This window comes from Sphingomonas sp. STIS6.2, from assembly GCF_000732685.2.
Classification (GTDB): domain Bacteria; phylum Pseudomonadota; class Alphaproteobacteria; order Sphingomonadales; family Sphingomonadaceae; genus Sphingomonas; species Sphingomonas aerolata.
Genome location: NZ_JPDP02000159.1, coordinates 88248 through 113228, shown reverse-complemented (window position 1 = coordinate 113228; position 24981 = coordinate 88248). Strand labels below are relative to the sequence as shown.

The window sequence follows — 24981 nt, the reverse complement described above, 5'->3', positions numbered from 1 at the left end:
CGTCGAGCGGACGAGTGATGGCGCGTTCCTGCAGCTGCTTGAGCAAAGCGTCGCCGATGTCGATGCGGTTACCGCGCAATTGCGCGACGCCGACATGCGGTCGACGGAATTGGGATCCGAAGCCTCCGCCACCGTCAGACGCCTGGGCGAAAGGCTGACGACGATCCACCGGGTCACGAGCGGCGTGCGGATCATGGCATGGAATTCCGATCTGCGCTCGTTCCGCATGGGTCGCGAGGGCGACGGGCTGGCGCGTATCGCGACCGAGATCCGCTGTGCCGTCAACACCCTGGAGGCTGTCTCGGCGTCGATCGCCAGCGCCTTCGAACAGCTGAACGACGCTGCCAACGCGATCGGGTCGCCCCCCGATGGCGACGAAGCGACGGCAGGGTCGCTGCCCGAGGCGCTCGCGGTCATTCGCGCGGGGGCGTTGCTCACGCGTCAGGGCATGTCCGGCCTCGACCGTGATGCGGGGGCGATCCACGACATCGTCGCGGAGATGACCAGCACGCTGGACTGTGAAACCGCCTTTGCCGAGCCGCTGGCGCGCATCAACGCGAAACTCGATGCACTGGCAATGCCGCTGGTCGAAGCGAGCCAGAGCATCTCGGCCACCGGCGAGCAGCTTTTTCACGCGATCAACGCACTCTACACGATGGCACGCGAACGCCAGGTGCACGCCCGCTTTTCGCCATCCCAGGACCAGCCCGAAGCCGAGGTCGCTGCGATGTCAGAGGAAGACGACGACTGCGACGGTCTGTTCTGAGGTCGCGGCGAGTCCTCGACTGGTTCGATCAGCCGAGACGATCGGCCTGAGTCCTGATCCACGCCGCGGTCTCGTCGGGCCGCGTCACCGGAATCATGTGGCCGCCATCGATCAGCGTCAGCGCGGCGTGCGGCACCATGTCGGCGAAGCGGGCGCCATGTACCTCGGGATCGAGAATCTGGTCGTCGCGGCCGTAGAGGATCGCGATCGGGAGCCAGAGGCCGTGATAGCGCGCGACCATCTCGGGCAGGTCGTCATTGGCGGCGACGAGATCGGCCGAGGCCGCCTCGAAATTTGCCGGCCGCGACACCAGCGCGCCGCCGCCGCGCGTCGCGAAATCGGCGGGCACGGGCTCGGGCGCGAACGCCGCCGCCGCGCCCTTCTCGCCCGCCAGGATGGCGGCGGGTGTGGCGAGCGTCCAGGCCACCGCCTTGCGCGCGGCGGGAGAGACGATCGCGAGAGCCGCGAACGCGCTCGGCGCGCTGTCCTGCGGCTGGGTGAGCGGCGCGATCAGCGCCAAGCCACCGACCGCTTCCGGGTGGTCGATCGCCAGCGCGAGCGCCACCGCGCCGCCAAGCGAATGGCCGACAACCAGTGGCTTCTCGAGCTCCAGCGCCGCGATGAAGCGCGCGATCTGGGCGGCTTGCGCGCGGATATTCGCCGTTTCCCCGGGCGCCGAATAGCCGGAGCCGGGCCGGTCGATCAGGATCACGCGGTAGTCGGTCGCGAGGCGGTCGAGCAGCGCATAGCTGAAGTTGCGCATCTGCCCGGCGAGGCCATGGATCATCACGACCGTCGGTCCGGTGCCGCGGTCGAGATAGTGCATCCGCCGGCCGTCAACGTCGATGAAGGCACCATCGGCGGGTATCATCCGCTCGGTCCGCCGCTGGCTCAGCTTCGCGAACAGCGCAAGACCGCCGACCGCCGCGATCGCGGCCGCGGCCGTCACCGCGCCGATCGAAACGGCAGAGCGCGATGATTCGACCGGCACCGGAGTGGCGGCACCGCGCGCCTTGCCGAACCGCATCGTTCCGTCCTCCAGTTTGCCGAATTTGAGCGCGGCGAGATCCAGCGCATAGTTCTGATGCACCTTCCACGGCGCCTTGGACCCCTGATGTGGCAGGATGGCGTTGGCGCGCTGGACATAGCCCGAGGTGAAGCCGAGCATCGGCTCGGGTGTCACCGAGGGGTCGTCGTGCGTGGGCGTGCACATATCATAGCCGTTCGCGTCCATGTGCCGCAGCAAGCGGCAGGCGTAGCGGGCCGACAGATCGCATTTCAGCGTCCAGGATGCATTGGTATAGCCGAAGGCGAGCGCCAGGTTCGGCACGTCGCTCACCATCATACCCTTGTAGATCAACCGGTCGGCGGGGTTCACGACCTGCCCGTCGACGACGAGCTCGACGCCGCCCAGCAGGCGCAGGACGAGGCCCGTGGCGGTAACGACGATATCGGCGCGCAGTTCGCGGCCCGATCGAAGCGCGATGCCGGTCGGTGTGAAGCGGGCGACGTGATCGGTCACGATCTCCGCCTTGCCGCCGCGCATCGCCTCGAACAGGTCGGCATCGGGGACGAGGCAGATGCGCTGGTCCCACGGATCGTAGCGCGGTTCGAAATCGCGCTCGACCTCGTAATTCTCGGGCAACTGCGCGCGGACGCCCTTCAGGATCAGCGCCTTCATGTGATCGGGACGTTTGCGCGCATAGGCGTAGGTGGCGATGCCGAGTCCGACGCTCTTCCATTTGGTCGCGCTGTCGGCGAGCGTCCTGGGCAGCACGCGGTGCGTCCACCGCGCAAAGCCGTCCTGCGACGGGCGAGAGACGATATAGGTCGGCGAGCGCTGCAGCATCGTGACGTGCGCGGCCTTTTCGGCGAGCGACGGCACCAGCGTCACCGCGGTCGCACCGCTGCCGATCACCACCACGCGCTTGCCCGTCCAGTCGAGGTCGGCGGGCCAGTGCTGCGGATGGACGAGCTGCCCCGCATAGTCCTCGACACCCTCGAAGGGCGGCGTGAAGCCGGCGTCATAATCATAATAGCCGCTGCCCATGTACAGGAACCGGCAGATGATCCGCTCCGACGCGGCACCGTCCCGCTCGATCTCGACCGTCCAGCGCGCATCGGCGGACGACCAGACGGCGCGAACGACACGACGGCCGAAGCGGATATGCGCATCGATCCCGAATTCGCGCGCCGTATCGGCGATATAGTCGCGGATCGCGTCGCCGCCGGCGATCGCCTGGTCGCTCGGCCAGGGGCGGAAGGGGAAGCCGAGCGTGTACATGTCCGAATCTGAACGGATGCCGGGATAGCGGAACAGGTCCCAGGTGCCGCCGATCGCATCGCGCGCCTCGAGGATCGCGTAGCTCTTGCCTGGGCATTCGGTCTGGAAGCGATAGCCCGCGTCGATCCCCGACAGACCCGCACCGACGATCACGATGTCGAGCTCTTCCGCGGTGCCCGAGCCGGAGGGGATGGACGCAGTCTCAATTGCCATGCCGGAGTGCTCCGATAGAAGGATGCGACAGCAACCGCCGTTATCTGGAAACAGGAGTTATCACTTGAAATCGAGGGCGGCAAGCCAGGGCGGACGGCGCTATGGCGGTGCATCGGCTAGCGAGCGGCGCGTCGAGCGGCGCGGCCGGCTGATCCGCGCCGCAATCGCGCTCTATGGCGAGCAGGGCTATCGTCACACGACGGTGACCGCGGTCTGCCGCGCGGCCGGGCTGACCCCGCGCTATTTCTACGAAGCCTTCGCCAATAGCGAAGCGCTGCTTCTCGCGACGTTCGGGGAGGTCACGCAGTTCGTGACGCAGCGGGTCGCCGCGGCCGCCGATGCGGCGGGAGGGACGCCGGAGGATCGGCTGATCGCGCTGCTGACCGCCTATTACGACCTGCTGCGCGACGAGCCGGCCAGCGCGCGCGTCTTCCTGTCGGAATTGTCCGGCATCGACCCGCAGGTCGACGAGCTGTTCGAACGCTCGATGGCCAGCTTCGCCGACCTGATCGCCGGCACGCTGGTGCCGGCCCATGTCCCCGGCTCGATCGAGCCGCTGTGCCGTGCCGGCGCCATGCACGGGCTGCTCGCGGTGGCGCGCGACTGGGTAGCGCGGGGGTGCGAAGAACCGGTGTCACGGGTCGTGCGCACGGTCGAGCCACTCTGCCGGATGCTGATCAGCCGCGCGGGTGATGATTAACGGCGCGATGTCACCGGAACGCGCGATCTGAGGAGGCACCTGCCCTTCTCCACCGCCCACATCAGCCACCTGATCCTCCGCCGCGGTCGTGACGACGACGCCATCGCTGCAACACGCTCGATCTGCGCGGTTTCCGAACGCCAAGCGCTTCGCTACACACCGCGGCACGGCGGACGGAGATACCCAGTGGACGACGAATTTGCCGAAGCCGTGGCCGGCGCACTGGCTGCACAGGGCTTCGTGCTGGAAAACCTGTATGCCTTGCTGCTCGCCAGCGACACTGATCCGGTCAGGGCCTGCCAGGCTACGGCGCATCGCATGCTGGAGGATTTCGGCAGCCTCCAGGCAACCGGGGTACAGGTCATGACGGACGACGAGGTCAACCGTATCAAGCGACACGCGCTCGATCGGCTCGAGGGGTTCTGGAACGGCGTGGAACGCCGCATCGCCAGCCTGCCGCAAACCTAGCGCTGGGCTCTCGATCCACCGACGACGCAGGAGGTGATGCGCGTTGGACACGCGTCCCTTGCTATTACAGGGACTTTTCAGCGCGAACGGCTGATGTCGGAGATTGGACACATGGTGGTATTTCGTCTGCTTATTACCTTCGGCCTCTGCTTCATTGCAGGTGTCGCGCGCGCCGAGTGCCGCCCTGGCAGCATCGAGGCCCTGCCTGAACGCGCGATGCTTCACCTTCCCGCGGCGGGCGTGACCGGGCCCGTACCGCTTGTGATCCTGCTCCACGGCAGCACCGGCACGGGGGCGGAGATGCTGCGCGACAGCCACCTTGCAGACACGGCTGATCGCCACGGCTTCGTCGTCGCGGCACCTGATGGCGGTATCGCCGCGGGTCGTGGCTTTGTGTGGAACATCCCCGGCGTCCCGACCGTCACGGGCAGCATGCCGGCACGCGATGCACGCGACGATGTCCGGTATCTGACGGGTCTGATCGACCGGCTCGTCGCAACCGGCTGCGTCGACGGCACGCGGGTATACGCGACGGGCTTGTCAGGTGGTGGACGGATGACGTCCTGGCTCGGCTGCGTCGCCGCACGACGTTTCGCCGCGATCGCGCCGGTGGTCGGACTGCGTGCCGGACGCCCCCTCACGTCCAATGTGTCACGCGCCGATCCTGCGACGTGTCGCTCGACAGCGCCGCTGCCCGTTCTCGCCTTCGCCGGCGATGCCGACACCACCAACCCCATCACCGGCGGCGGCGCGCCCTATTGGCAATATTCACAGGCCGCCGCGCTGCAACGCTGGGCCGTGCTGAACGGCTGCTCGGATCCCTATGCCCGCAACCTCGGCGCGACGGTCTACGAACAGGGCTATGCCCGCTGTCAGCACGGCGCGAACGTCGCGGCGCGTGTGACGCGCGGCGGGCCGCATAGCTGGTCGGTCGTAGACAATGAGGCAATGTGGGCGTTCTTCTCCCGCCACCGGCGCTAAGTCAAAGGTCGGCAGCTGCCAGAACGTCGCGGCAATTCCCGGTTTGGTTGCCAGTTCAAATACTTCGCCATCCCAAACCCTATTCCGATGGTTGATTGCCAGGTTAATCTCCCAGTTGTTTTGTATTAAATTACCTACTGTTTATGACTACCAAACCCACTCGATGCATTGTCCGCGGTATGAAATCAGGATAAGTTGGCGCCATAAGATCATGGGGGGATGAAATGCGGGGGCTTTTGCTTGGCATGGTCGCATCTGTTCTCGCATCGGCAACCGGAGCCCAGGGACAACAATTTCCTTCGGCGCAGGGAGTCGGGGCGAACGACAGCGGTACGGGGGAATTCAACCGTCAGCAAAATTTCCGGGATTTCGCAGTCAGCGTTACCGACACCAATCGATTGACGATGCGGCCGATCCCGGCCGGACCGAAGGACATCATTCAGGGGCTGGAAGTCCATGACGCAAAGGGACTCGTCGTCGGCAAGATCGAGACCGTCGGTAAAGGCTTTGCGGTCGTGTCGAGTGCGATCGGGAGCGTCGAGGTGGACTTTCCGTCCTTTGCAAAGAACAAGAACGGGCTCTTGATCAATATGCCCAAGAGCAAGCTCGACGTCATGATGGCACACGGTCATCCGGCACCGTGACGCGCCGTTGGACCTAAACGCCAATAGCGGGGCAGCTGTAGCCGCCGGTCTCGGGTCGCACAGAGCCATGTCTTCCGCCGCTACGGGACGCCGCACCATGCCGCCCGCGCCTGACGGGCACCCCTTTGAATGCGATCGGTTCGTCCGGCGGAGCCACGGGCTCGCGGCAGGGTCAGATGATCATGCTTTAGCTGCCGTAGCCCGGATTGCCGTTGGGTGCGCTGCCGGGAGGAATTTCATCTGCGGGCATCGGGTCGGGTGGGCGACCCTATCAGCGAGACGGGCGTCATCAGCCTGGGGTTCCAGCTACCAAGAAGCACTATCCGCAACGGGGAGAGGCGAATGTTCTGGCTGGTAATGCTCGTTCTCGGGGGACAGGGCACGCTGACGCCCGTGATCGTCCGCAACGCGAGTGAGATGCTCACGTCCGACGATTACGTCTCGCGCGCAGTCGGTACGGGCAAGAGCGGCTACACGGTGGTCGAGATCCTGATCGATCCGACTGGAAAACCTCAGACGTGCGGCCTTGTCTCGACCAGCGGATCCAAGGATCTGGACCTGAAGGCGTGTGCAGCCGGGGTGCTGCGGGGTAAATATGCGCCCGCTACGGACGAGACCGGGTCGCCCATGTACGGTGTCTACCGGATGCGGGTTCGGTGGCACATGGAGCTCTTCTTCGATGCTTCTACCCCTACACCCAAGGTGCCGGCAGACATCGTGTTGGAAGTCGCGAAGCTGCCGGCGGGGCAGAGGTCCGTTGCTGTCACCCTGGCCTATCTGGTCGGGGAAGACGGCGCGATCCGACGCTGTTCGGTTATAACGTCGAGCGGCTCTGCGCCATTCGATACCGGCGCCTGTTCTTCGATGATAAAGCATTATCGATACGCGCCGGCCAAGGACAAGGCCGACAAGGCGTGGCCAGTCATTCGCATGCAGCGGATTGAGTTTACCTCGACTAAACTGGGTTAACCCGACCCGATAGGCGCACCTGATCAATGTTCGTTACCATTGACACCGCTTTGCCATTCATCCGGGTTCACCCAAGTGACGCCGCCGCCCCGTCGCTCGGGTATACCGCCAGTAATCGCGTACCATGGTGATACAAGTTCGGCGTTAACCATTCATCTAAGTTGTTCGAAAGACCGACGGTCTTCGTTAGGTGACGCTCGAGCTTGATGACGAGCGGCCTGGCGCTCGCATGAAGCCCGAGACCGAAGCGGGGACAAAGAATGGCGAACGCAACACCAGTGATCGTTGATGGCGCTCTGAACGACTGGACCGCCGGCGACCGGATCGACCGTGGCCTCGGTGCGGGCTACGCGATCTATGCCCGCAGCGACGGCGCGGATTTTGCCTTTGCGATGACCGCGCCGACCGCGATCGGCGCAAACACCACCGCGTGGCTCAACACCGATCGCAACGCCGCCACCGGCTATCAGGTGTTCGGGTTCGCAGGCGGTGCCGAATTCAACGTCAATTTCGCCGCCGACGGCACGGTCTCGCTGTACAGCGGCGCGGCGGGGCAGACGCTGATCGCCAGCGGCCTGCAGGCGGCGTGGTCGGCGGATCGCACCACCGTCGAGTTCAAGGTCCCCAAGGCGGCGATCGGCAATCCGAACGCGATCGACACGATCTACGACGTCAACGACACCGCGTTCCTGCCCGGCAGCTATTCGAACCCCGCGTTCACCGTGTTCAACGACACCGGCGTCGTCGCCGATCCCTCGCACCGCATCGCGATCGTGTGGTCCGATACGACCGCCAACGCCTATTTCAGCAAGACCGCTTATTCTCAGCTGTTCATGGCGGCACAGAGCCAAGCGATGCAGGCGGGCGTGCCGTTCGACATCCTGACCGAAGGCGATCTCACCAACCTGGCGACGCTGGCCAAATACGACACGATCGTCTTCCCGTCGTTCCGCAACGTCGAGGCGGGCAAGGCCGACCTGATCGCGCAGACGCTGGAACAGGCGACCACGCAATTCGGCATCGGCCTGGTCGCGGCGGGCGAATTCATGACCAATGGCGCGGACAATGCCGCGCTGGCCGGCGACTCCTATTCGCGGATGAAGCTGCTGTTCGACGCGACGCGCGTGACCGGCGGCTTCCCTGCCGACGTGACCGTGAAGGCGAGCGATGGGTCACAGCTGGTGCTCGACGGCTATGCCGACGGGCAGGTCATTCGCGAATATACCGGCATCGGCTGGAACGCGTTCACCAGCGTCAGCGGAACCGGCACGACGATCGCAACCGAGACGGTCAACGGCCAGACCTATGCAGCGGCGATCGCGACGCAGACCGGCGGGCGCAACGTGCTGTTCTCGAGCGAAGCGGTGATGGCCGACGACAATCTGCTCCAGAAGGCGATCGATTATTCGGTCCATGGCAACGGCCTGTCGGTCGGGTTGCAGATGACGCGGCAGAGCGGCCTGTTCGCGTCGCGCGTCGACATGGACCAGAGCCAGGAGCGCGACGAGGTCAATCCGGCGGGGACCGCGCCCGGTATCTACGACAAGCTGCTGCCGATCCTCACCGAATGGAAGACCGACTATAATTTCGTCGGCAGCTATTACGTCAATGTCGGCAACGATGCCGCGAACGGTCAGACAACCGACTGGGCGGTCTCGCTGCCCGTCTACAAGGCGTTGCTCGATGCCGGCAACGAGGTCGGCTCGCACAGCTACACGCATCCCGAGAACACCAATCTGCTGACCGATGCGCAGATCGCGTTCGAGTTCGGCCAGTCGCGTGCCGAATTGGAAAAGCAGCTGAGCGCGTATCTCGGCAAGACCGTGACGGTCGGCGGTGCCGCGGTGCCGGGTGCGCCCGAGCAGATCGCGACGAGCCAGGAAATCCTGAAATACGTGACCTATCTCAGCGGCGGCTATTCGGGTGTCGGTGCGGGTTATCCCAACGCGGTCGGGTACATGACCCCGCAGAACGCCGCGGACGACAAGGTGTATATCGCACCGAACACGTCGTTCGACTTTTCGCTGATCGAATTCCAGAAGAAGACCGTCGCCGAAGCGAGCGCCATCTGGGCCAAGGAATTCGCCGCGCTGACCGCCGGTGGCGATGCGCCGGTCGTGGTGTGGCCGTGGCATGATTACGGCCCGACCATGTGGGCGAGCGATGGCGCGACCAGCCCGTACACCAAGCAGATGTTTACCAGCTTCATCGCGCAGGCCGCGGCGGCGGGGGTGGAGTTCGTGACGCTTGCCGATCTGGCAGGCCGGGTCAGCGCGTTCCAGAATGCGACGATCACCTCGGCCGTCGTCGGCAACACGATCACCGCAACGGTCGGCGCGACGACGGGCAGCTTCTCGCTCGACGTCGACGGCCAGAGCAGCGGCCAGGTGATCAAGGGTGTCGCCAACTGGTACGCCTATGACGCGGACACCGTGTTCCTGCCCAAGGCGGGCGGGACCTATGCGATCACGATGGGCGCGGTGGCGGACGACGTGACCCACATCACCGCGCTGCCGATGCGCGCGACGCTGACGACGCTGAGCGGCGACGGCCGCGACCTGGCGTTCACGGTCGAGGGCGAGGGCAAGGTCACCGTCGATCTGAAGGCGCCCGGTACCGACTGGACGACGGTGAGCGGCGGGACGATCGCCGGCCAGATCGGCGAGATCCTGACCATCGACCTCGGCGCGATCGGCGTTCACGATGTGAAGATCGGTCATCAGGCCAATGTCGATCCGGTGCTGACGTCGTTCGGTGGCGGGACGACGGGATCGCTGTCGATCGCCGAGAACGGCACGGCACTGACGACGATCACCGCGACCGACGCCAACATCGTCTGGGGCGATTCGATCAAATATTCGATCGGTGCGGGCGGCGACGGCGCAAATTTCTCGATCGACGCGACGACCGGTGTGCTCAAGTTCGTCACCGCGCCCGATTTCGAGGCGCCCACCGATGCCAATCGCGACAATATCTACGGCGTGACGGTGGTCGCGACCGACGCACGCGGCGCGATCGACACGCAGACGCTGACGATCGGCGTGACGGACGTGGTCGGCATCACGAAGACCGGGACGATATTCTCCGAGACGATCAACGGCACCAGCGAGCAGGATGTGCTCGATGGCAGCTGGGGCAATGACGTGCTCAACGGGCTCGGCGGCAACGACCGGCTCATTGGCGGGCTCGGCAACGACACGCTCAACGGCGGCGCGGACAATGACACGCTGATCGGCGGCAATGGCAGGGATATGCTGAGCGGCGGAGACGGCAACGACATCCTGATCGGTGGCGACGACTTGGACATGATGACCGGCGGTGCCGGCGCGGACATCTTCCGGTTCGAGGCCAAGGGCGACAGCCTCGCGTCGGCGTCGCGCGACGTGATCACCGACTTCACCGTCGGGCAGGACAAGATCGACCTGTCGATGATCGACGCCAACACGTCGCTGTTCGCCCGCGGTGATCAGGCGTTCAGCTTCATCGGCACGAGCGCGCGATTCACCGCGCCGGGGCAGCTGCGCTACAGCTACCAGATGATCGGCGGGAAGGAATTCACCGTGGTCGAGGGCAATATCGACAGCGGTGCGGGTGCCGATTTCTCGATCGCGCTGACCGGTCACCAGGTGCTGACCGCGAACGATTTCTTCATGTAAGCTGCGCCATAGGCCGGCGAAGTTATGGCGGGCATAGGCTTTCAGTTAGCGAAAACCGCGCGCGAGGGCGGTGTCGGCGGGATCGTCGGCGCCGCCGCATTCGGTGCGGTGATCAGCGCCGGACCGTGGTTGATCACCGCGGTCGCGATGGCGTTGCTCACCCACTGGTTGGGCACGCATCTCGGCGCACGCGGCGCGCGGACCGTCCAGACGATCCTCGTCTATGCGTTCAGCCTGTCCGCGCTCGCTGCGGCGCCGGTCGGCATTCTCGCGACACGGATGGCCGCAGATCGGATCTTCGCGCGGGACGCAGGCGGCGTATCGGGCATCATGCTGGTCGCGCTCGCGGCCGGCGGCGGGATCGCGCTGGCGATCGGGGCGATCGTGTTCGGAACCCTTGCCGGACTTCCAATTGGCGAGGCCGCGCTTGCGACGCTGATCCTCGCCTGGCTGACGCAGGTCTGGATCGCCGCGCCCTTGCTTACCGCGCTGCGCCGGTACCGAGCGATACCCCTCGCCTATCTGCTCGGCATCGGCGTCGCGACGCTGCTCTTGGCGCTCCTGCCAAGGCCCGACGTCTCCACCGTTCTCGCGGTCATTGCCGGGGGCGTCGGCCTGACGCTCGCCGCCATCCTGACGGTGATACGCCGACATTTCTCCGCCACGCCCGTCCTGCCGACGCGGGACGCGATGGCGCCGCGCCTCGCACTTATCGTTGCCGCGGCGGGCATTGCGGGGGTCGCGGCGATCTGGGTCGACAAATGGCTCCTGTGGACGGGGCCGCAGAGCATTCGCGCGATCGGGCTGCTCCGGCTGAACCCGATCAACGATCAGGGGAGCTTTCTGGGGCTGCTGACGATGGTGCCGGGCCTGACGCTGTTGCTGATCGTCGCCGAGACGCGGTTCGATCGCGCATTCGGCGACATGATCGTCCGGTGTACGGGCACCTCGACGCTGCAACGTATCGAGGAGGCGCGCAGCGACCTCGCGCGGACGATGTTCGACGGGCTGCGGATCATGCTGCTCGTACAGGCCCTCGTCGCGGCGCTCGCCTGGGTGTTCGCGGTGCCGCTGTTCGAGCTGATCGGCGCGGACGCACGCGCGGTCTTCGCGTTTCGCCAGACCGCGCTCGGCACCGTCTTCCACCTCGTGGTGATCGCGGCCACGGTCGTGCTGGCCTATTACGACCTGTTCGGGCGGATCCTCGTGACCTGGACGGCTTTCGCCATCGGCAGCGGACTCGCGACGCTTCTCCAATGGGACACGGGGTTCGCCGCGTTCGGCTGGGGCTATATGGCCGGCGCCGTGGTCGGTGCGTCGGTCGGCCTCGCGCTGGTCGCCGAAGCCACGGTCAACCTCACCTATCTGCTGTTCGTCGGCAACAATCCCTCCGTCGTGGGGCATGGAGGACGTCTGTTGTGACGGGATTTACGGATATGCGCCGCCGCGGGGTCGTCCAGAGGCTGCTCGCGCTCGGCGCAGCCGGCTGGGCATTGGGCGGCCGCCACCAGTCGGCCGCTGCGCCCGGACCGTCCGCGAACGCTGGATTGCGCTGGGGTGTCGATTACGGGGCTGCGACCGATCCCGTGCTGGCACGCGGCTGCGCGTTGCTGGTCCTCGAGCCGCATCACGCGCGGCCGATCGCGTCGCTTCGTGGCCCGGGCAGCACGCTGCTCGGCTATGTCAGCTTCGGGGAAGTCGAGCGCAACCGACCCTATTTCGCCGGGCTGGAAAAGGCCGGCGCGCTCAAGGCCGCCAACCCCAACTGGCCCGACGCGCGGCTCGCCGACCTGCGTCATCCGGCGTGGCGGGCAGCGGTGATCGACCGGCTCGTCCCCGCGATCCTCGCGCTCGGCTATGACGGAATCTTCATCGATACGATGGATAATGCCGAGGCGATGGAACAGCAGGATCCGGTGGCCAACAAGGGCATGGTAGCAGCAGGCGTATCGCTGATCGCCGCCGTGCGCGCGCGCTTCCCCAAGATCCGCATCATGCTCAACCGCGGCTATGCGCTGCTGCCCGACGTGGCACCGAAAATCGACTATCTGCTCGGCGAGGCGATGGCATCGCGGTGGAATTTTGCGGCCAAACACTATGAGTTGCTGAGCGATTCGGATTGGGCCTGGCAAGCGGGTCGCCTGCGCACCGCACAGGCGCGGAACCCGGCGCTGTCGCTGATGACGCTGGATTACTGGGATCCGGCGGATACGAAACAGGTCGCGGCGCTGTATGCGCGAGAGCGCGCGGCGGGGTTCAGCCCCTATGTCGCGACCCTGGCGCTCGACCGCCTCATGCCGGAACCTGCCGGGTGAGGATCGACCGCCACCGCGCACGGCTTGCGCTCCTCCTGCCCGCGCTGACCGGGATCGGTCTGCTCGCGGGCGGGCTGATGCTGTTGCCGAAGGAGCGCGAGATCCTCCCCGCCGTTCGTCGCGCGCAGCCGGTGCCTTTTTTGGCCGCGCGCAGTTCGATTCCCGCTGGGCCGGTTGCGCCGCCGATGCTGCCGCCTGCGCATCCGTCGATCACGGCGCAGATCGCGACCGCGGACGCAGCGACGCTCGCCGCGCTCACGACGCGGCTGATCGCCGAGGGCCAGCCGGTGTCCACGCTGCAGGTCGCCTATGATCTGGTCGCTGCCAAGCGACCGGCGGTCGCGCTCGACTATCTTGCGGCCCGGCCCGATGGTGCGGCCGCAGCGACGTGGCGGCTCCGCATCGACCTGCTTCACCGGACCGGACGCGATGCGAACGCCGCCGCGCTGGTCGCGCGGGCAGCGGAAAAGCGCGGGCCCCTGCCCGCCGCGGACATCGTCGCGGCGGCCTATGCGTTCGATCGCCCCGACTTGGTGATCGTGGCGGCGGCGAACCACGTCATCCCGCCGCCCGATACCGCGCTGGCGCTGGATCTCGCGCGGCGGGCTGACAAGGCCGGGCGGCGCGATCTGATCGCGTTGCTCGACACCACGACGACCGCGAACTGGCGCGCCGCAGACCCCTGGCTCGCCATCCGGGTTGCGGCGCGTTCCAGGGATACCGCGGCAGGCTTGCGGGCGGCAGGCTACCTCCCCGTCGAGCAACGCCAGGCGGCGCGCGAGGCCATCCTGACCGAAGCGGGCGACCGCGCCGGTCTGCGGACCGAGTTGCTCGCACATGCGGCCGCGCCCGGTGCGGCGCTCGAGCCGATTGCGGAGCGGCTGGTAGCGGCCGGGTATCGCGGGGATGCGACGGCGGTGCTGCGGCGTGCGGCGGCCAGGCTGGCGCCGACTGCGCCGGCCGCACAGCGCTTGCTCTACCTGATGGGTCCGCGCCCCGGATCCGAAGATCTTGCCTGGCTGAAACAGCGGAGCCTGCAAGGCAGCGCAACCTGGCAGCGCAGCTGGCTGGCCTGCTATGCCGAACGCGACCAACCGGGCGCTGCGCTGGTGTTCCTGTCCCGGCATCCGCTTGCGGACGAGACCGACGTGATGCTGATGCGGCTGGCGCTGGCGCGCGCGGCGGACAACGACGCCGCCGGTCGGACGGTGCTGACCGCGTTGCTCGACGGCCGCGCGCTATCCCCCGATCAGGTCCGCGCCGTGTCCGCGGCGGCGCCAGCGCGGATCGATCCGGCACAGGCGGCGGCGATCACGAAACGCCGTGTCGCGGCCGGGATTGCTGCGCCGCGCGATCAGCTCGATCTCGCCTGGGTGGCGTGGAACGCGGGCGATGCGAAGGCTGCGGGACAATGGCTCGACGCGCATATTGCGACCGCCCCGACCGATCTGCCCGCGCTGCGCTTGATGGCCGACGTGCAGGCGCGGATCGGTGGGGCGCGTGGGGCACGGCCCTGGCTCGAACGCGCGCTCGCCCAGACGCCCGCCGACAGCAGGGCGCGCGCGGAAGTGCTGGAAAAGCTCGGTCGGCGGGACGAGGCAGTAAGATTGGTCGAGACGCTGCGATCCGAAACGCCGCAGGACCGATCGCTCGCCGTGCTGCACGCCCGGCTGCTGATCACGCAGGGCCAACCGGGCCGGGCGCGGACGGTGCTGGCGCAGTGATCATCCTGTTTTTCTGCCTCGCGGATGCGCCGGTGCTGACCATACCCCGGACCGTCTTTGCGGATGGCCGGATCGTCACGTCCGAGTCCCGGCTCGTCTGGCCCGACGACGCCGTCGTCCGGATCGAGGATCGTGACGGCGAACTGGTCGCGCGGTTCGATCGACCGATCGCGCCGGCGCGGCTCGCTGCGTTCCGCGAGGCGGCGGGCGACGCGATCGGCGATCTGCGCTGGAACGACGACAGCCTGGTCCTCCGTCCCGCGGCGGGCTGGACGATGCGCTGGCGGCAGACGGGCCCGGTCGTCGCGCTCGCCTTCTCTCCACCCGCGGACGGCGCACTGCTCGAGGCTACCGACGACAGCGCGTCCGACGCCGCACTGGCCGCAATCGAGGCGGACGTGGCCGCCGGCTATCCGGGATCGGCCCTGCGCGCCGCGACCGGGCTGGCACATCGCTATCCAGCCGACCGACGCGCCGCCCGTCTGCTCGCCGACACGCGTCTCGCGCAGGGCGACGTCCGCGGCGCCGCCCGCGAGTACCGCGCGCTCAAGGCGGACGACCTGGCCGCACGGCGTACGATCGCCGCCGCAGCCGGAACCGCCAGCATCGGCGTCACCGCGCGCGACGGCAGCGACCTCGCGCAGACCGAATTCGCCGCGCGGACCGACGCAGCGGTTGGTGACACAATCGACGTTGGCGGCGGCGTTCGCCATCTCGTAAGCAGCGTCACCACCGCCGCGCCAACCGTGCGATCCGGCGACACCGTCGTCGACGCGTCACTGGCCGCAGCATTCGACGGCGCGGTTCGCATCCAGCTCTTCGCCTCCGCCGCGCTCGACGATGCGGTGACGGGTGGCGGTGCCAGGATCACGGCAGGGGCCGCCGACGCGCAGTTCCGCGCGACCTTGAGCCGCCACATGCCCGACTATTCGACCCCGGCGCAGGTGCTGGCGGGAGGATATCTTTCGCGCGCGCTGATCGGCGTCACCTACCGCCTGACGCCGGGCGTGGTCGCGCAAGGGGATATCGGCGCCTACCGGTACGGCCTCGCAACCGGTAGCGGTGCAAGCGACACCATCGTCGCGAGTGGCGGGGTGGATTATCTCATTCGCCGCCAGTTCCCGGCGCTCGGGCTGACCTACCGCTTCGACGCGGAATATGTTCAGCGCATGCAGCTCGGCACAGACCGTCTTGCCGTCATTCCGCTGGCCACCCGCGAGAACCACACCATCCAAGGCCTCGCCAGTGGCGCGGTCGGCGCGGTGCAGATGACGGCGTTGGCGGGTTGGACCGTCGATCGGTTCGGCGGCGATGGCCCCACCGCCAGCCTGGGTCTCGCCGCGCCGATCGCAGTCGCGTGGCGGGTCGAGGGCAGCGGCGGCATCACGTCGATCGCGCGGCAGGGGTTTGCAGGTCGGCAGCTCTATGCGCGCGCGCTGCTGACACGCAGCCTCGGGGATACGCAGTGACGCACGACGACGCTGCGCCAAAATGGCAGGCCCGGTGGCGACGCCCCTTGCGGATTGCCTTGGAGATCGCGCTCACATTCGCCGCGCTGGCTGCACTCGACTGGTGGCTGACGGGCGAAACCGGCTTCACGCGCGTCCAGCCCAACCCCTATTGGCTGCCGGTGCTGGTGATGGCGCTCGCCTATGGCACCGGCCCCGGCGTCGTCGCCGCCGCCATCGCGTCGGGGCTATGGCTCGCGCATGTCCACGACGACACGGGCGCGCGCGACTATCTCGACCATCTGTTCCATTTGTCGCTCCAGCCATTAATGTGGTTCGTCGCTGCCGGAGTCATCGGCGAGGTGACGATCATGCGGACCGCACGGCACGATCGGCTGGAAAAGCGCGGCGGGGTCGCGGCGCGGAATCTGGCACGGCTGACCGAGGCGTTTGCGGCGCTGTCGCGGACCAACCGGCTGTTGCAGGTGCAGATCGCGACCGAGGCGCATACGGTCGGCCATGCGATCGAGACGGCCGCGCGACTCTGTTCGCAGGACCTGGCTGAACGACGTGGCGCGATCGGCGAACTGATCGCGCTTGCCGGTCGAACCCCCGACTTCACCTGTTACCGCATGACCGGTGACGAGGCGCGCGCATGGATCCGCGGGCCGGTCACCGCGGGACGGCGCGACACCCTGCCAGCGACGCTGATGGAGCGGATGGCACGGTCGCAGGGGATGCTGCACGTTGCGAAACGCAGTGATCGTAGCCTGCTCGACGGTGTCGGTGTCGCCGCGATCGCCTTGTCCGATCGGAAGACCGGCGAACTCGTCGGGTGCCTGGTCCTCCACGCGCTGCCGTTCGAGACGCTGAACGCCAGCCGTACCGCCGAACTGACCGAGATCGCCGCCTGGCTGACGCCGCTGCTCGCCGATACGATGCACGCGACCCAGCGGCCGGTCAGGGCCGCCGGGCTGGTCGCGTGATCCGCCGCCTCACTGCGCTCGCGCTGCTGGAGATGGTCGTCCTAACGGCGTTCTGGCTTTCCGGACCCGCGGTTGGCTGGGCACTCGCGGTCCATGCCTTGGCTAGCGGAATTGGGCTCACCTTGTGGCTCCGCAGCGGTGCGCCGGCTGGTTTTGCGGCAGCGATGCTCGGTGTGATGGGCCCGCTTGGCCTGCTTATTGCCCTCCCCCTGGCAGGCCGGGTCAAGTCCGCCGCACCCCGGAGCGACGACGAGATGTTCGGCCCTGTTGCCGGGCGTTCTGCACAGCGCGGCGCGCGTCTCGCGGTGGCCCGCATGCTCGACGGGCGGGTACATCACGCCACCCCCGATACGCTGAGTTCACTCGTCACGATCATGCGTCACGGCGCGGTCGCCGAGCGGCGGCGGGCACTGGAGACCGTGGTGCGGTCCTTCGAGCCCGCGCTGTCGCCGCTCATCGCGCTGGCGCTGACCGATAGCGACCAGACGATCCGCGCGCTTGCGGCGGCCGCGTCGGCGCGCGTCGCGGAAAATCTGGTGCTCGCCCGTGCGCGGCTGTCGGCCCGCGTTGCGGATGGCGGCGATCCGGACGCTGCGACCAATCTGGCGCGGCTGCTCGGGGATCACGCGCGTTCGGACGTGCTGCTGTCCGACTCGCAGCGCCTCCACTTGCGCGAGGACGCTGTTGCGACGATGGCCGCTGCGGGATCTGACGGGGCGGACGACCGGCATGCGGACACGCGTGATGCGTTGATGATCGAGGCGTTCTGGGCTGCGGGCGATTATGACGCGATCGACTGGATGGCGACCGCGATCCAGGCGTCGGTGGACCGGACCGATGCTCCGATCGGCGCGAACGACCGCGGCGCATCGACGCTGGCGAACTGGTGGCTGACGGGCGCGGTGGCATGATTCCGCTGTCCGCCCTGACCGAAACGTCGCGGCACGCGCCGCTCGACATGCCGGACGCCGACATCTGCCTGATCGTCGAGGGCGCCTATCCCTATGTGATCGGCGGCGTATCCGGCTGGCTGCAGGATCTGATCACGCATCTGCCCGACGTCAGGTTCGTGATCGCCGCCATCAAGCCGGGTGCGGGGCTGCTCGCGTTCCAGCTCGCCCCGCCGCCCAACGTCGTCGCGGTCGTCGAAATCGGTCTGGCGCCCGCGCCGGCGATGCCGCGCGCGATCCCGGATCGGATCGCGGTGCCGATCGCCGACGCGCTGGTCGCGTTCGTTGCAACCGGTGGCGCGGACCGGCTCGCGACGCTGATCGACGTGATCGGCGGGATCGCGCGACCGCTTGCCCCCGGTGACATCCTGTCGCACCCCGCGGTGTTCGCACGGCTCAGGCGCCATTATCAGGCGATGCTGCCCAAGGCTTCGTTCCACCATTATTTCTGGGCGATGCGCGTGCTGCTCGGCGGGTTGCTCGCGGTGCTGACGGCGCCCCTGCCGCGCGCGAAAGCGTATCACACGATCTCGACCGGCTTCGCAGGCCTGCTCGCCGCCCGCGCCGCACGCGAGACCGGGCGACCGGCGTTCATCACCGAACACGGCATCTATCTGCTCGAACGCCAGATCGAGGTGATGATGGCGGACTGGATCGGCGATCAGGTCGACACCGGGCTCGAGCTCGAACGCAGCGTGCGCGATCTGCGCGACCTCTGGGTCCGTGCCTTCACCAGCTATGCGACCGCCTGCTATGACAGCTGCGATCCGATCGTTGCGCTGTACGGCGAGAATACGGCTGTCCAGCGCCGGCTGGGTGCGGCCGCCGACCGGGTCCGCGTCATCCCCAACGGGATCGACTCGAAGCGGTTCGCCGCACTCCCCGACCAGCGCGATCCGGCACACCCGCTGGTCGCGCTGCTCGGCCGCGTGGTCCCGATCAAGGACGTGAAGACGTTCATTCGCGCCGCCGCGATCGCGAATGCCGAACGCCCCGACATCCGCTTCGTCGTGCTCGGCCCCGAGGACGAGGACCCGGAATATGCCGCGGAATGCTCGCGGCTGGTCGAGGATCTGGGCCTGTCCCCGGTCTTCCACTTCGCGGGGCGCGTGCGGATCGAGGACTGGATGGCAAAGATCGACCTGCTCGTGCTCACCAGCCTGTCCGAAGCGCAGCCGCTGGTGATCCTCGAAGGCGGCGCCTGCGGGATTCCCGTGGTCGCGCCCGATGTCGGCAGCTGCCGCGAGATGATTGAGGGACGCGGCGGGGCGGACTGCGGCCATGGCGGCATCGTCACCCCGCTGGTCAATCCGGCAGCGACCGCGGCGGGGATCCTCGCGATCGCGGGCGATCCGGCGATGCGATCGGCAATGGGCGAAACCATGCGCGAACGCGTGCGCCGCGATTATGATCACGACACGATCATCGGGGCCTATGCGGAACTCTACGAAACCCTGATCCAGCGGTAGCCTACGCGCGAACGCCGGATCGGATCATCTCCCGCCGGTGACTACCGCATCGCTCAGATCGGCCGCGACCGGGCCCGCAAGCACCGGAAACGGCGCGATCGGCAGCACATTGCCGATCGACCCTGGCAAATTCTGGACGGCGGCCGGCCTGATCCGCGCGTCGGTGGCGGGCGCGATTACGGGTGCCGCCGGGGCGGTGCCAGCGGGCTTCTGCGCACGGTCGATCGGCGCGAGCACCGGATCGAACGGTCCGAATGTCTTGGCCCGCACCACCCGCGTGTTCTGCGCCGGATCATAGGTCGGCACCGCCTGATCGATCGCCGCCGCCTGCAATCGCCCCAGTGTCGCCAACAGCCGCGCCTCGGCGGCATAGGCTCCATAGGTCGCGTTGACGAACACGAGTTGCGCGGTCAGCAGGCGCTGCTCCGAGTCCAGCACCTCGAAATTCGAGCGAAATCCCTCCGCGAACCCGCGCTGAACCCCGGTGAGCGCCGACTCCGCCGCCTCGGTCGCGCGCTGCCCCGCCGCCATCTGTTCGCCACCCGCCACCGCCTGGTTCCAGGCGTTCTGGGCATTGGCGAGTGCGGCGCGCCGCGCCGTCTCGACCTCGAACCCGAGCTGCTGGCGTTCGGCGACCGCGGCCCGGACGCGCGAGCCGATCACGCCCCCGGTCAACAGCGGCATCGTCACCGTGACTCCGCCGGTCGCCTGCGCACCGGCATCGCGCAAGCGGTAGGAATAGGGGCTTCCATAGCCATAGCTGCCCGACAGCGCGACGATCGGCGCACGTTCAGCGCGTTGGGCCGCGATCCGCGCGTCCCCCGCCCTGGTGGCAAGGATCGCCTGCCACAGGCTCGGGCTCTCTTTCTCCACCACGGCGAACGCGGCATCGAGCGAGCGCGGCAGGCCGGGCAGCGTCGGCGGCAAGAGCAACGTCCCGGGATTACGCCCGACGACCGCCGCGAACCGGCCGCGGCTTGCCTGGAGATTGACCGTGGCCTGCGCCAGCTGCGCGCGGATGATCTCGCGCTGCGCCTCGGCCTGCGCAATGTCGGTGCGGGTCAGGTCGCCACCCCGTTCGCGTGCGATCGCCTGGGTCACCTGTCGCCCATAGGAGTCGAGCGAGCGTTGCTGGATCGCCACCAGCGCCTGGTCGCGCCGCACCGAAACGAACGCATCGACGACTTCGAGCAGGATCGTGTTCTCCGCCTCGCGCAGGCGCTCGCGCCCGGCAAGCACGGTCGCCTCCGCCGCCGACACCTGCGCCGCGGTCCGCCCGCCGTTCAGCAGGATCTGCGACGCGGTCAGCGACGCCCCCAGGGTCCGCCCCCGCGCCGTATCGAAATCGCCGAGCAGCCCGCGCTGGTCCTGCGACTGATATTGCAGCGTCATGTTGATGCCCGCGGTCAGCCGGTACGCGGCCCCCGCCTGGACGATCTGCTCGTCGAGCGCGCGAAGCTGCGCGCGCTGTCCCTCCAGCGAGGGGTTGCTGCGATAGGCATCGGCGATCGCCTGCCCCAGCGTTTCGGGCGCTGCGGTTGCTGCCTCCTGTGCCGTCTGCGCGCGCGCGGGCATGGCCGGCACCAGCAGTATGGCGGCGGCGAGCCGAAGCTTGTCAGCGTTCATGGAGCGACCGTGAAAAGGCCTCGGTCAACGGATCGAGAAGATAGTCGAGCGCAGTCCGCGACCGCAGCTTGACGAGGACGGTGACCGGTACGCCCGCGCGGATCCCCGTATCGCGACCGCGCACCGCCTCGATCTTGGCGATCTGAGCGCGCGGCACGGTGACCTCCGCACTGAAATAGCTGCGACCGGTCTGCTCGTCGCGAAGCGAATCCGCAGAAACCGTACGAACCGTGCCGAGCAGGATCGGCAGGTCGCGTTCGTGCAGCGACAGGAACTTCACCTCCGCCTCCCGCCCGGCAAACACCCCGTCGATATCGCCCGGCGAGAAGTTCGCACGGACCACCAAAGGGGCAGCGTCGGGAACGATGTCGAGGATCGCCTGGCCCGGCTGGATCACGCCCCCTACGGAGAAGACGCGCAGCCCGACCACGCGGCCCGCCACCGGCGCACGGATGATCGTGCGCGCCAGCTGTTCGCGCGCCGCGGCCAGCTTGGGCAAGACCTCGTTCAACTGGAACTGCGTGTCGCGCAGCAGCGTCGCGCTCTCCTCGACATATTTGCGGCGGGTCTGAACACCTTCCGCGCGGGTCTGGCCGATCTGTTCGCGCGCGGCCGCCGAGCGTGAGACATAGTCGGCGTCGGTCCCGTCGAGCTGCTGGATCGAACGTTCGATCGCGCGAACCGTGTTGCGCGACACATAGCCCTGGTCGGCGAGCGCCCGCGTGCTGTCGAGCTGTTGGCGGAGCGAGGCGCGCTGCCGGGCGGTCGCCTGCGCCTGCGCGTTGAAGCCGGTCGTCTGCTGCGCGACGGTCGCCTCCTGCTGGCGGAGGACCGCGCCATTGGCGGCGAGCGCGGCCGAGCGTGCCGACCGCTGCGCAAGCTGGAGCGACTTCGCCCGCTCGACGAGACGAAGGTCGTCGCCCTGTGCGGACGCGAAATCCGCGGGCCAGACGACCGCGCCGCCGCGAACATCCGCTTCGAGACGGGCCCGTTGCGCCTGGAGATCGATGACGCTGGCGGCCAGCGCACGCTCGCTGGCGGTGACCTCAGCACCTTCGAGCCGGAACAGGACGTCACCCGCACGGACATGCTGGCCGTCGCGCACCGCCATCGCCGCGACGATCCCGCCCTCGCGGTGCTGGACGGTCTGGCGATTGCCCGCGACGACCACCTGCCCCTCGCCCGCCGCCGCCGCATCGAGCCGCGCGAACGCCGCCCAGCCGAGCCCCACGACGAAGAACAGGATCGCGACCAGCCCGCCGACCAGGATCGCGTGTCGCGGGGAGTCGTCGAGGCGGAGGCGATCCGCGAGGCTTGCGCCGCCGGCGGCTGGGACCGGGCTGGCCAGTTCGGCAGGAATCATCGTGCGCCTCCGGTTGCGGCGACGGGTCCGGCACTAGCCGGGCGCAACACCTTGGCGCGGTCGTCGAACAGCTGGATCGTGCCGTTGCGCAGCACCATGATCTTGTCGACCGCCTGCAGAAGCCCGGTCCGATGCGTCGACACGATCACCGTCGCGCCACGCGCGCGGAGGGTCGAGAGCGTCGTCACCAGCCGCGCCTCCCCATCGCTGTCGAGATGCGCGTTGGGCTCGTCGAGGAACAGGATCGTCGGCGTGCCGAACAGCGCGCGCGCCAGCGCGACCGACTGGTTCTGCCCCGCCGACAGCCCCGACCCGTCCGCCATGCTCAGCATCGTCGCATAGCCATTGGGCAGGCCGAGGATCACCTCATGCGCACCCGCCGCCTGTGCCGCCTCGACCACCGCGGCGTCGAGCTGTTCGCTCTCGCCCGCCAGCACCGACTGGAACCGCGAGATGTTGGTGTGCGCCGTGGTCGGAAACAGCGACGGGGATTGCGGCATGTAACCGACGTGCCGGCCGAGCTGCTCGCGGTTCCAGTCCGCGAGACTCGCACCGTCGATCCGCACCTCGCCAGCGTCCGGCGACAGCGCACCCGACAATACGCGCAGCAACGTCGACTTGCCTGCGCCGCTCGGGCCGACCAGCGCGACGATCTCGCCGGGCGCGACTGCGAAACTAATGTCCGACAACAACGCGCGATCGCTGCCTTCCGCGCGCACCGTGATACCGCGGACGTCGATCCGGCCGGTCGGCACGGGCAGCGTCGTCGCGTCGATCGCGGGCCCCGGCATCCGGCAGAAGGCATCGAGATCGCGATAGGCGTTGCGCGCCGCGGCGAGCGGCTTCATCGCCCCGAGGATCTGCTCGACCGGCTGGAGCGCCCGCCCCAGCAGCAACGACGCCGCGAAGATTGCACCGCCCGAAATATCCTGCCGGATCGCCAGCAGCGCGCCGAGCGCAAGCGCGAGGGACTGGAGCAGCAGGCGGAGGAACTTGGTGATCGCGAGAAACTGCCCCGACGTACCGGCGAGCGCGGCCTGACGGCGGACGAGCTCGGCGCGCTCCAGCAGATGCCGGGTGATCAGCGCATTGCGCATCCCCATCACGCGCGCGACCTCCGATCCGTGGATCGACACATCCTGTTCACGCGTCGCGAGTACCGCGCGGGCCTGCGTGTCGCGCGCGGCCCCCGCGGTCACGCGGTCGCTGAGGATCGCGATCCCCCCGAGCAGCAGCGCGCTCACGAGCGCCAGCACGCCGATCCAGACATGGAGCAGGAACGCGATGCCGATATAGATCGGCGCCCAGGGCGCATCGAACAGCGCGATGATCGTCGGCCCGGTCAGGGTCCCGCGCACCGTGTCGAAATCGCGCATCGCCTGGCTGCGCTGCCCGGTCGTCGCGCCGTCAGTGCCAAGGATCCGCAGCAGGATACCCGGCGCCGCCTGCCGCTCCAGCCGCATGCTGGCGCGCAGCAGCAACCGCATGCGCACCGCGTCGAGGATCGCGAACACGACCAGCGCCAGCACGAGGATCAGCGTCAGCAGCAGCAACGTCGTCCCGCCCCGCGTGGGCACGACCCGGTCATACACCTGCAGCATGAAGATCGACGGCACGAGGTAGAGGATGTTCACGAGGCCGGAGAACAGACCGGCGAAGACCAGATGCCTTCGACACCCAAGGACGGCACGCGCCAGTGCATTATGCCCATGGTCGGATGGTGCCGTCAGGGGCGCTGGGGAGGACGTCGGCATCGCGTCGTCTTAGCCACGAAGTTTAAACGAACGGTTTCTCAGGCGCTCCCCAAGGCCGATCTGCCGCTCGACGATCTCTGTCTTAACGCGCGTGCGGGTTCGCTCCGTGTGACGCACAGCGTCTGGCCCGGGGCCTTCGCGACCCAATCCCGACATCCGTTCCTGTGGTCATCCTGCGTGTCGCAGGTGTAGTGGTGCCGGGCGCGCCGCTACAGCGTGCAGACATCCACCGAGAGACTATACAGCGACATGGCCCGCAAACATTCGAAACATGCCCCGTATGAGGAGCCCGATCGCGAAGACGAGGAAGGTCCGGCAACGGTCGCACCGTGCTGGCTCTGCGGCCGCGCGCTCGGCAAGACCATTGTCTGGCATCATCCCGTGCCCAAGAGCCGGGGCGGTCGCGATGTCGTGCCGATGCATCCGATCTGCCAGCAGACCTTGATGGCGAATTTCACCAATTCCGAGCTGCAACGCCACGGCATGAATGTCGACGAGCTGCTAGCCGATCCCACGGTCCGCAAATTCGTGGATTGGGTCGCGAAGAAAGATCCTGATTTCACCGCGACGACGACGAAGAAGCAGCGCTGACCAGCTACGCCTCGTGGAGCGGTCCAGAAAACGGTGTTCACGGCTTCTAAAACACGGCGCGCGTTCGCCTGCAT

General features: G+C 67.8%; 18 protein-coding genes. 14 read left to right on the top strand and 4 right to left on the bottom strand.

Annotated features, from left to right (window positions below; genetic code table 11):
- Window positions 1-794: 794 nt before the first annotated feature.
- Window positions 795-3263 (bottom strand): alpha/beta fold hydrolase, encoded by a 2469-nt coding sequence (locus sphst_RS21580; protein WP_082447003.1) that lies wholly within the window; start codon window positions 3261-3263, stop codon window positions 795-797.
- Between the two features lie 64 nt (window positions 3264-3327).
- Between sphst_RS21580 and sphst_RS15485 the strand changes: the two genes are divergently transcribed.
- The 13 genes from sphst_RS15485 (at window position 3328) to pelF (ending at window position 19573) form a co-directional block, all read left to right on the top strand.
- On the top strand, window positions 3328-3963 hold the full coding sequence (locus tag sphst_RS15485; RefSeq protein WP_056408554.1) for a TetR/AcrR family transcriptional regulator: 636 nt from the start codon (window positions 3328-3330) through the stop codon (window positions 3961-3963).
- Window positions 3964-4149: 186 nt separating this feature from the next.
- Window positions 4150-4431, top strand: a complete 282-nt coding sequence (locus sphst_RS15480; RefSeq protein ID WP_107045796.1) for a hypothetical protein — start codon at window positions 4150-4152, stop codon at window positions 4429-4431.
- 111 nt (window positions 4432-4542) lie between these two features.
- Complete coding sequence (locus sphst_RS15475; RefSeq protein ID WP_043156779.1) at window positions 4543-5412, top strand: alpha/beta hydrolase family esterase; 870 nt, start codon at window positions 4543-4545, stop codon at window positions 5410-5412.
- 224 nt (window positions 5413-5636) lie between these two features.
- Complete coding sequence (locus sphst_RS20730; RefSeq protein ID WP_159043677.1) at window positions 5637-6056, top strand: hypothetical protein; 420 nt, start codon at window positions 5637-5639, stop codon at window positions 6054-6056.
- Between the two features lie 342 nt (window positions 6057-6398).
- Window positions 6399-7025, top strand: a complete 627-nt coding sequence (locus sphst_RS15465; protein ID WP_056408565.1) for an energy transducer TonB — start codon at window positions 6399-6401, stop codon at window positions 7023-7025.
- 260 nt (window positions 7026-7285) lie between these two features.
- On the top strand, window positions 7286-10681 hold the full coding sequence (locus sphst_RS15460; protein ID WP_031393961.1) for a M10 family metallopeptidase C-terminal domain-containing protein: 3396 nt from the start codon (window positions 7286-7288) through the stop codon (window positions 10679-10681).
- 24 nt (window positions 10682-10705) lie between these two features.
- Window positions 10706-12103: an exopolysaccharide Pel transporter PelG gene (gene pelG / locus sphst_RS15455; RefSeq protein WP_031393962.1), complete on the top strand. Its 1398-nt coding sequence runs from the start codon at window positions 10706-10708 to the stop codon at window positions 12101-12103.
- Window positions 12100-12996 (top strand): endo alpha-1,4 polygalactosaminidase, encoded by an 897-nt coding sequence (locus tag sphst_RS15450; RefSeq protein WP_234387700.1) that lies wholly within the window; start codon window positions 12100-12102, stop codon window positions 12994-12996. Before pelG ends, sphst_RS15450 begins: the two co-directional genes overlap by 4 nt.
- The gene (locus sphst_RS15445; protein WP_107045794.1) at window positions 12993-14720 is read left to right on the top strand and encodes a hypothetical protein; all 1728 of its coding nucleotides are present in this window, start codon (window positions 12993-12995) and stop codon (window positions 14718-14720) included. Before sphst_RS15450 ends, sphst_RS15445 begins: the two co-directional genes overlap by 4 nt.
- Window positions 14717-16189, top strand: coding sequence for a hypothetical protein (locus tag sphst_RS15440; protein WP_107045793.1), 1473 nt, complete (start codon window positions 14717-14719; stop codon window positions 16187-16189). The genes sphst_RS15445 and sphst_RS15440 overlap by 4 nt, the downstream gene beginning before the upstream one ends.
- A gap of 47 nt (window positions 16190-16236) precedes the next feature.
- Window positions 16237-17154, top strand: coding sequence for a hypothetical protein (locus tag sphst_RS15435; RefSeq protein WP_159043676.1), 918 nt, complete (start codon window positions 16237-16239; stop codon window positions 17152-17154).
- Window positions 17151-18065: a hypothetical protein gene (locus sphst_RS15430; protein WP_031396646.1), complete on the top strand. Its 915-nt coding sequence runs from the start codon at window positions 17151-17153 to the stop codon at window positions 18063-18065. Before sphst_RS15435 ends, sphst_RS15430 begins: the two co-directional genes overlap by 4 nt.
- Entirely contained in the window at window positions 18062-19573 is a 1512-nt protein-coding gene (gene pelF / locus sphst_RS15425; protein WP_234387699.1) for a GT4 family glycosyltransferase PelF, read from the top strand. The genes sphst_RS15430 and pelF overlap by 4 nt, the downstream gene beginning before the upstream one ends.
- Before the next feature lie 24 nt (window positions 19574-19597).
- Here the strand turns inward: pelF and sphst_RS15420 are convergent, their stop codons facing one another.
- The 3 genes from sphst_RS15420 to sphst_RS15410 are packed head-to-tail and all read right to left on the bottom strand — an operon-like array spanning window position 19598 to window position 24316.
- Window positions 19598-21199 (bottom strand): TolC family outer membrane protein, encoded by a 1602-nt coding sequence (locus sphst_RS15420; protein WP_107045792.1) that lies wholly within the window; start codon window positions 21197-21199, stop codon window positions 19598-19600.
- On the bottom strand, window positions 21189-22562 hold the full coding sequence (locus tag sphst_RS15415) for an HlyD family type I secretion periplasmic adaptor subunit (RefSeq protein ID WP_107045791.1): 1374 nt from the start codon (window positions 22560-22562) through the stop codon (window positions 21189-21191). Before sphst_RS15415 ends, sphst_RS15420 begins: the two co-directional genes overlap by 11 nt.
- On the bottom strand, window positions 22559-24316 hold the full coding sequence (locus sphst_RS15410; protein WP_107045790.1) for a type I secretion system permease/ATPase: 1758 nt from the start codon (window positions 24314-24316) through the stop codon (window positions 22559-22561). The genes sphst_RS15415 and sphst_RS15410 overlap by 4 nt, the downstream gene beginning before the upstream one ends.
- 249 nt (window positions 24317-24565) lie before the next feature.
- On the opposite strand from sphst_RS15410, the gene sphst_RS15405 reads away from it, so the two are divergent.
- Window positions 24566-24907, top strand: a complete 342-nt coding sequence (locus sphst_RS15405) for a hypothetical protein (RefSeq protein ID WP_031395513.1) — start codon at window positions 24566-24568, stop codon at window positions 24905-24907.
- Window positions 24908-24981 lie beyond the last annotated feature (74 nt).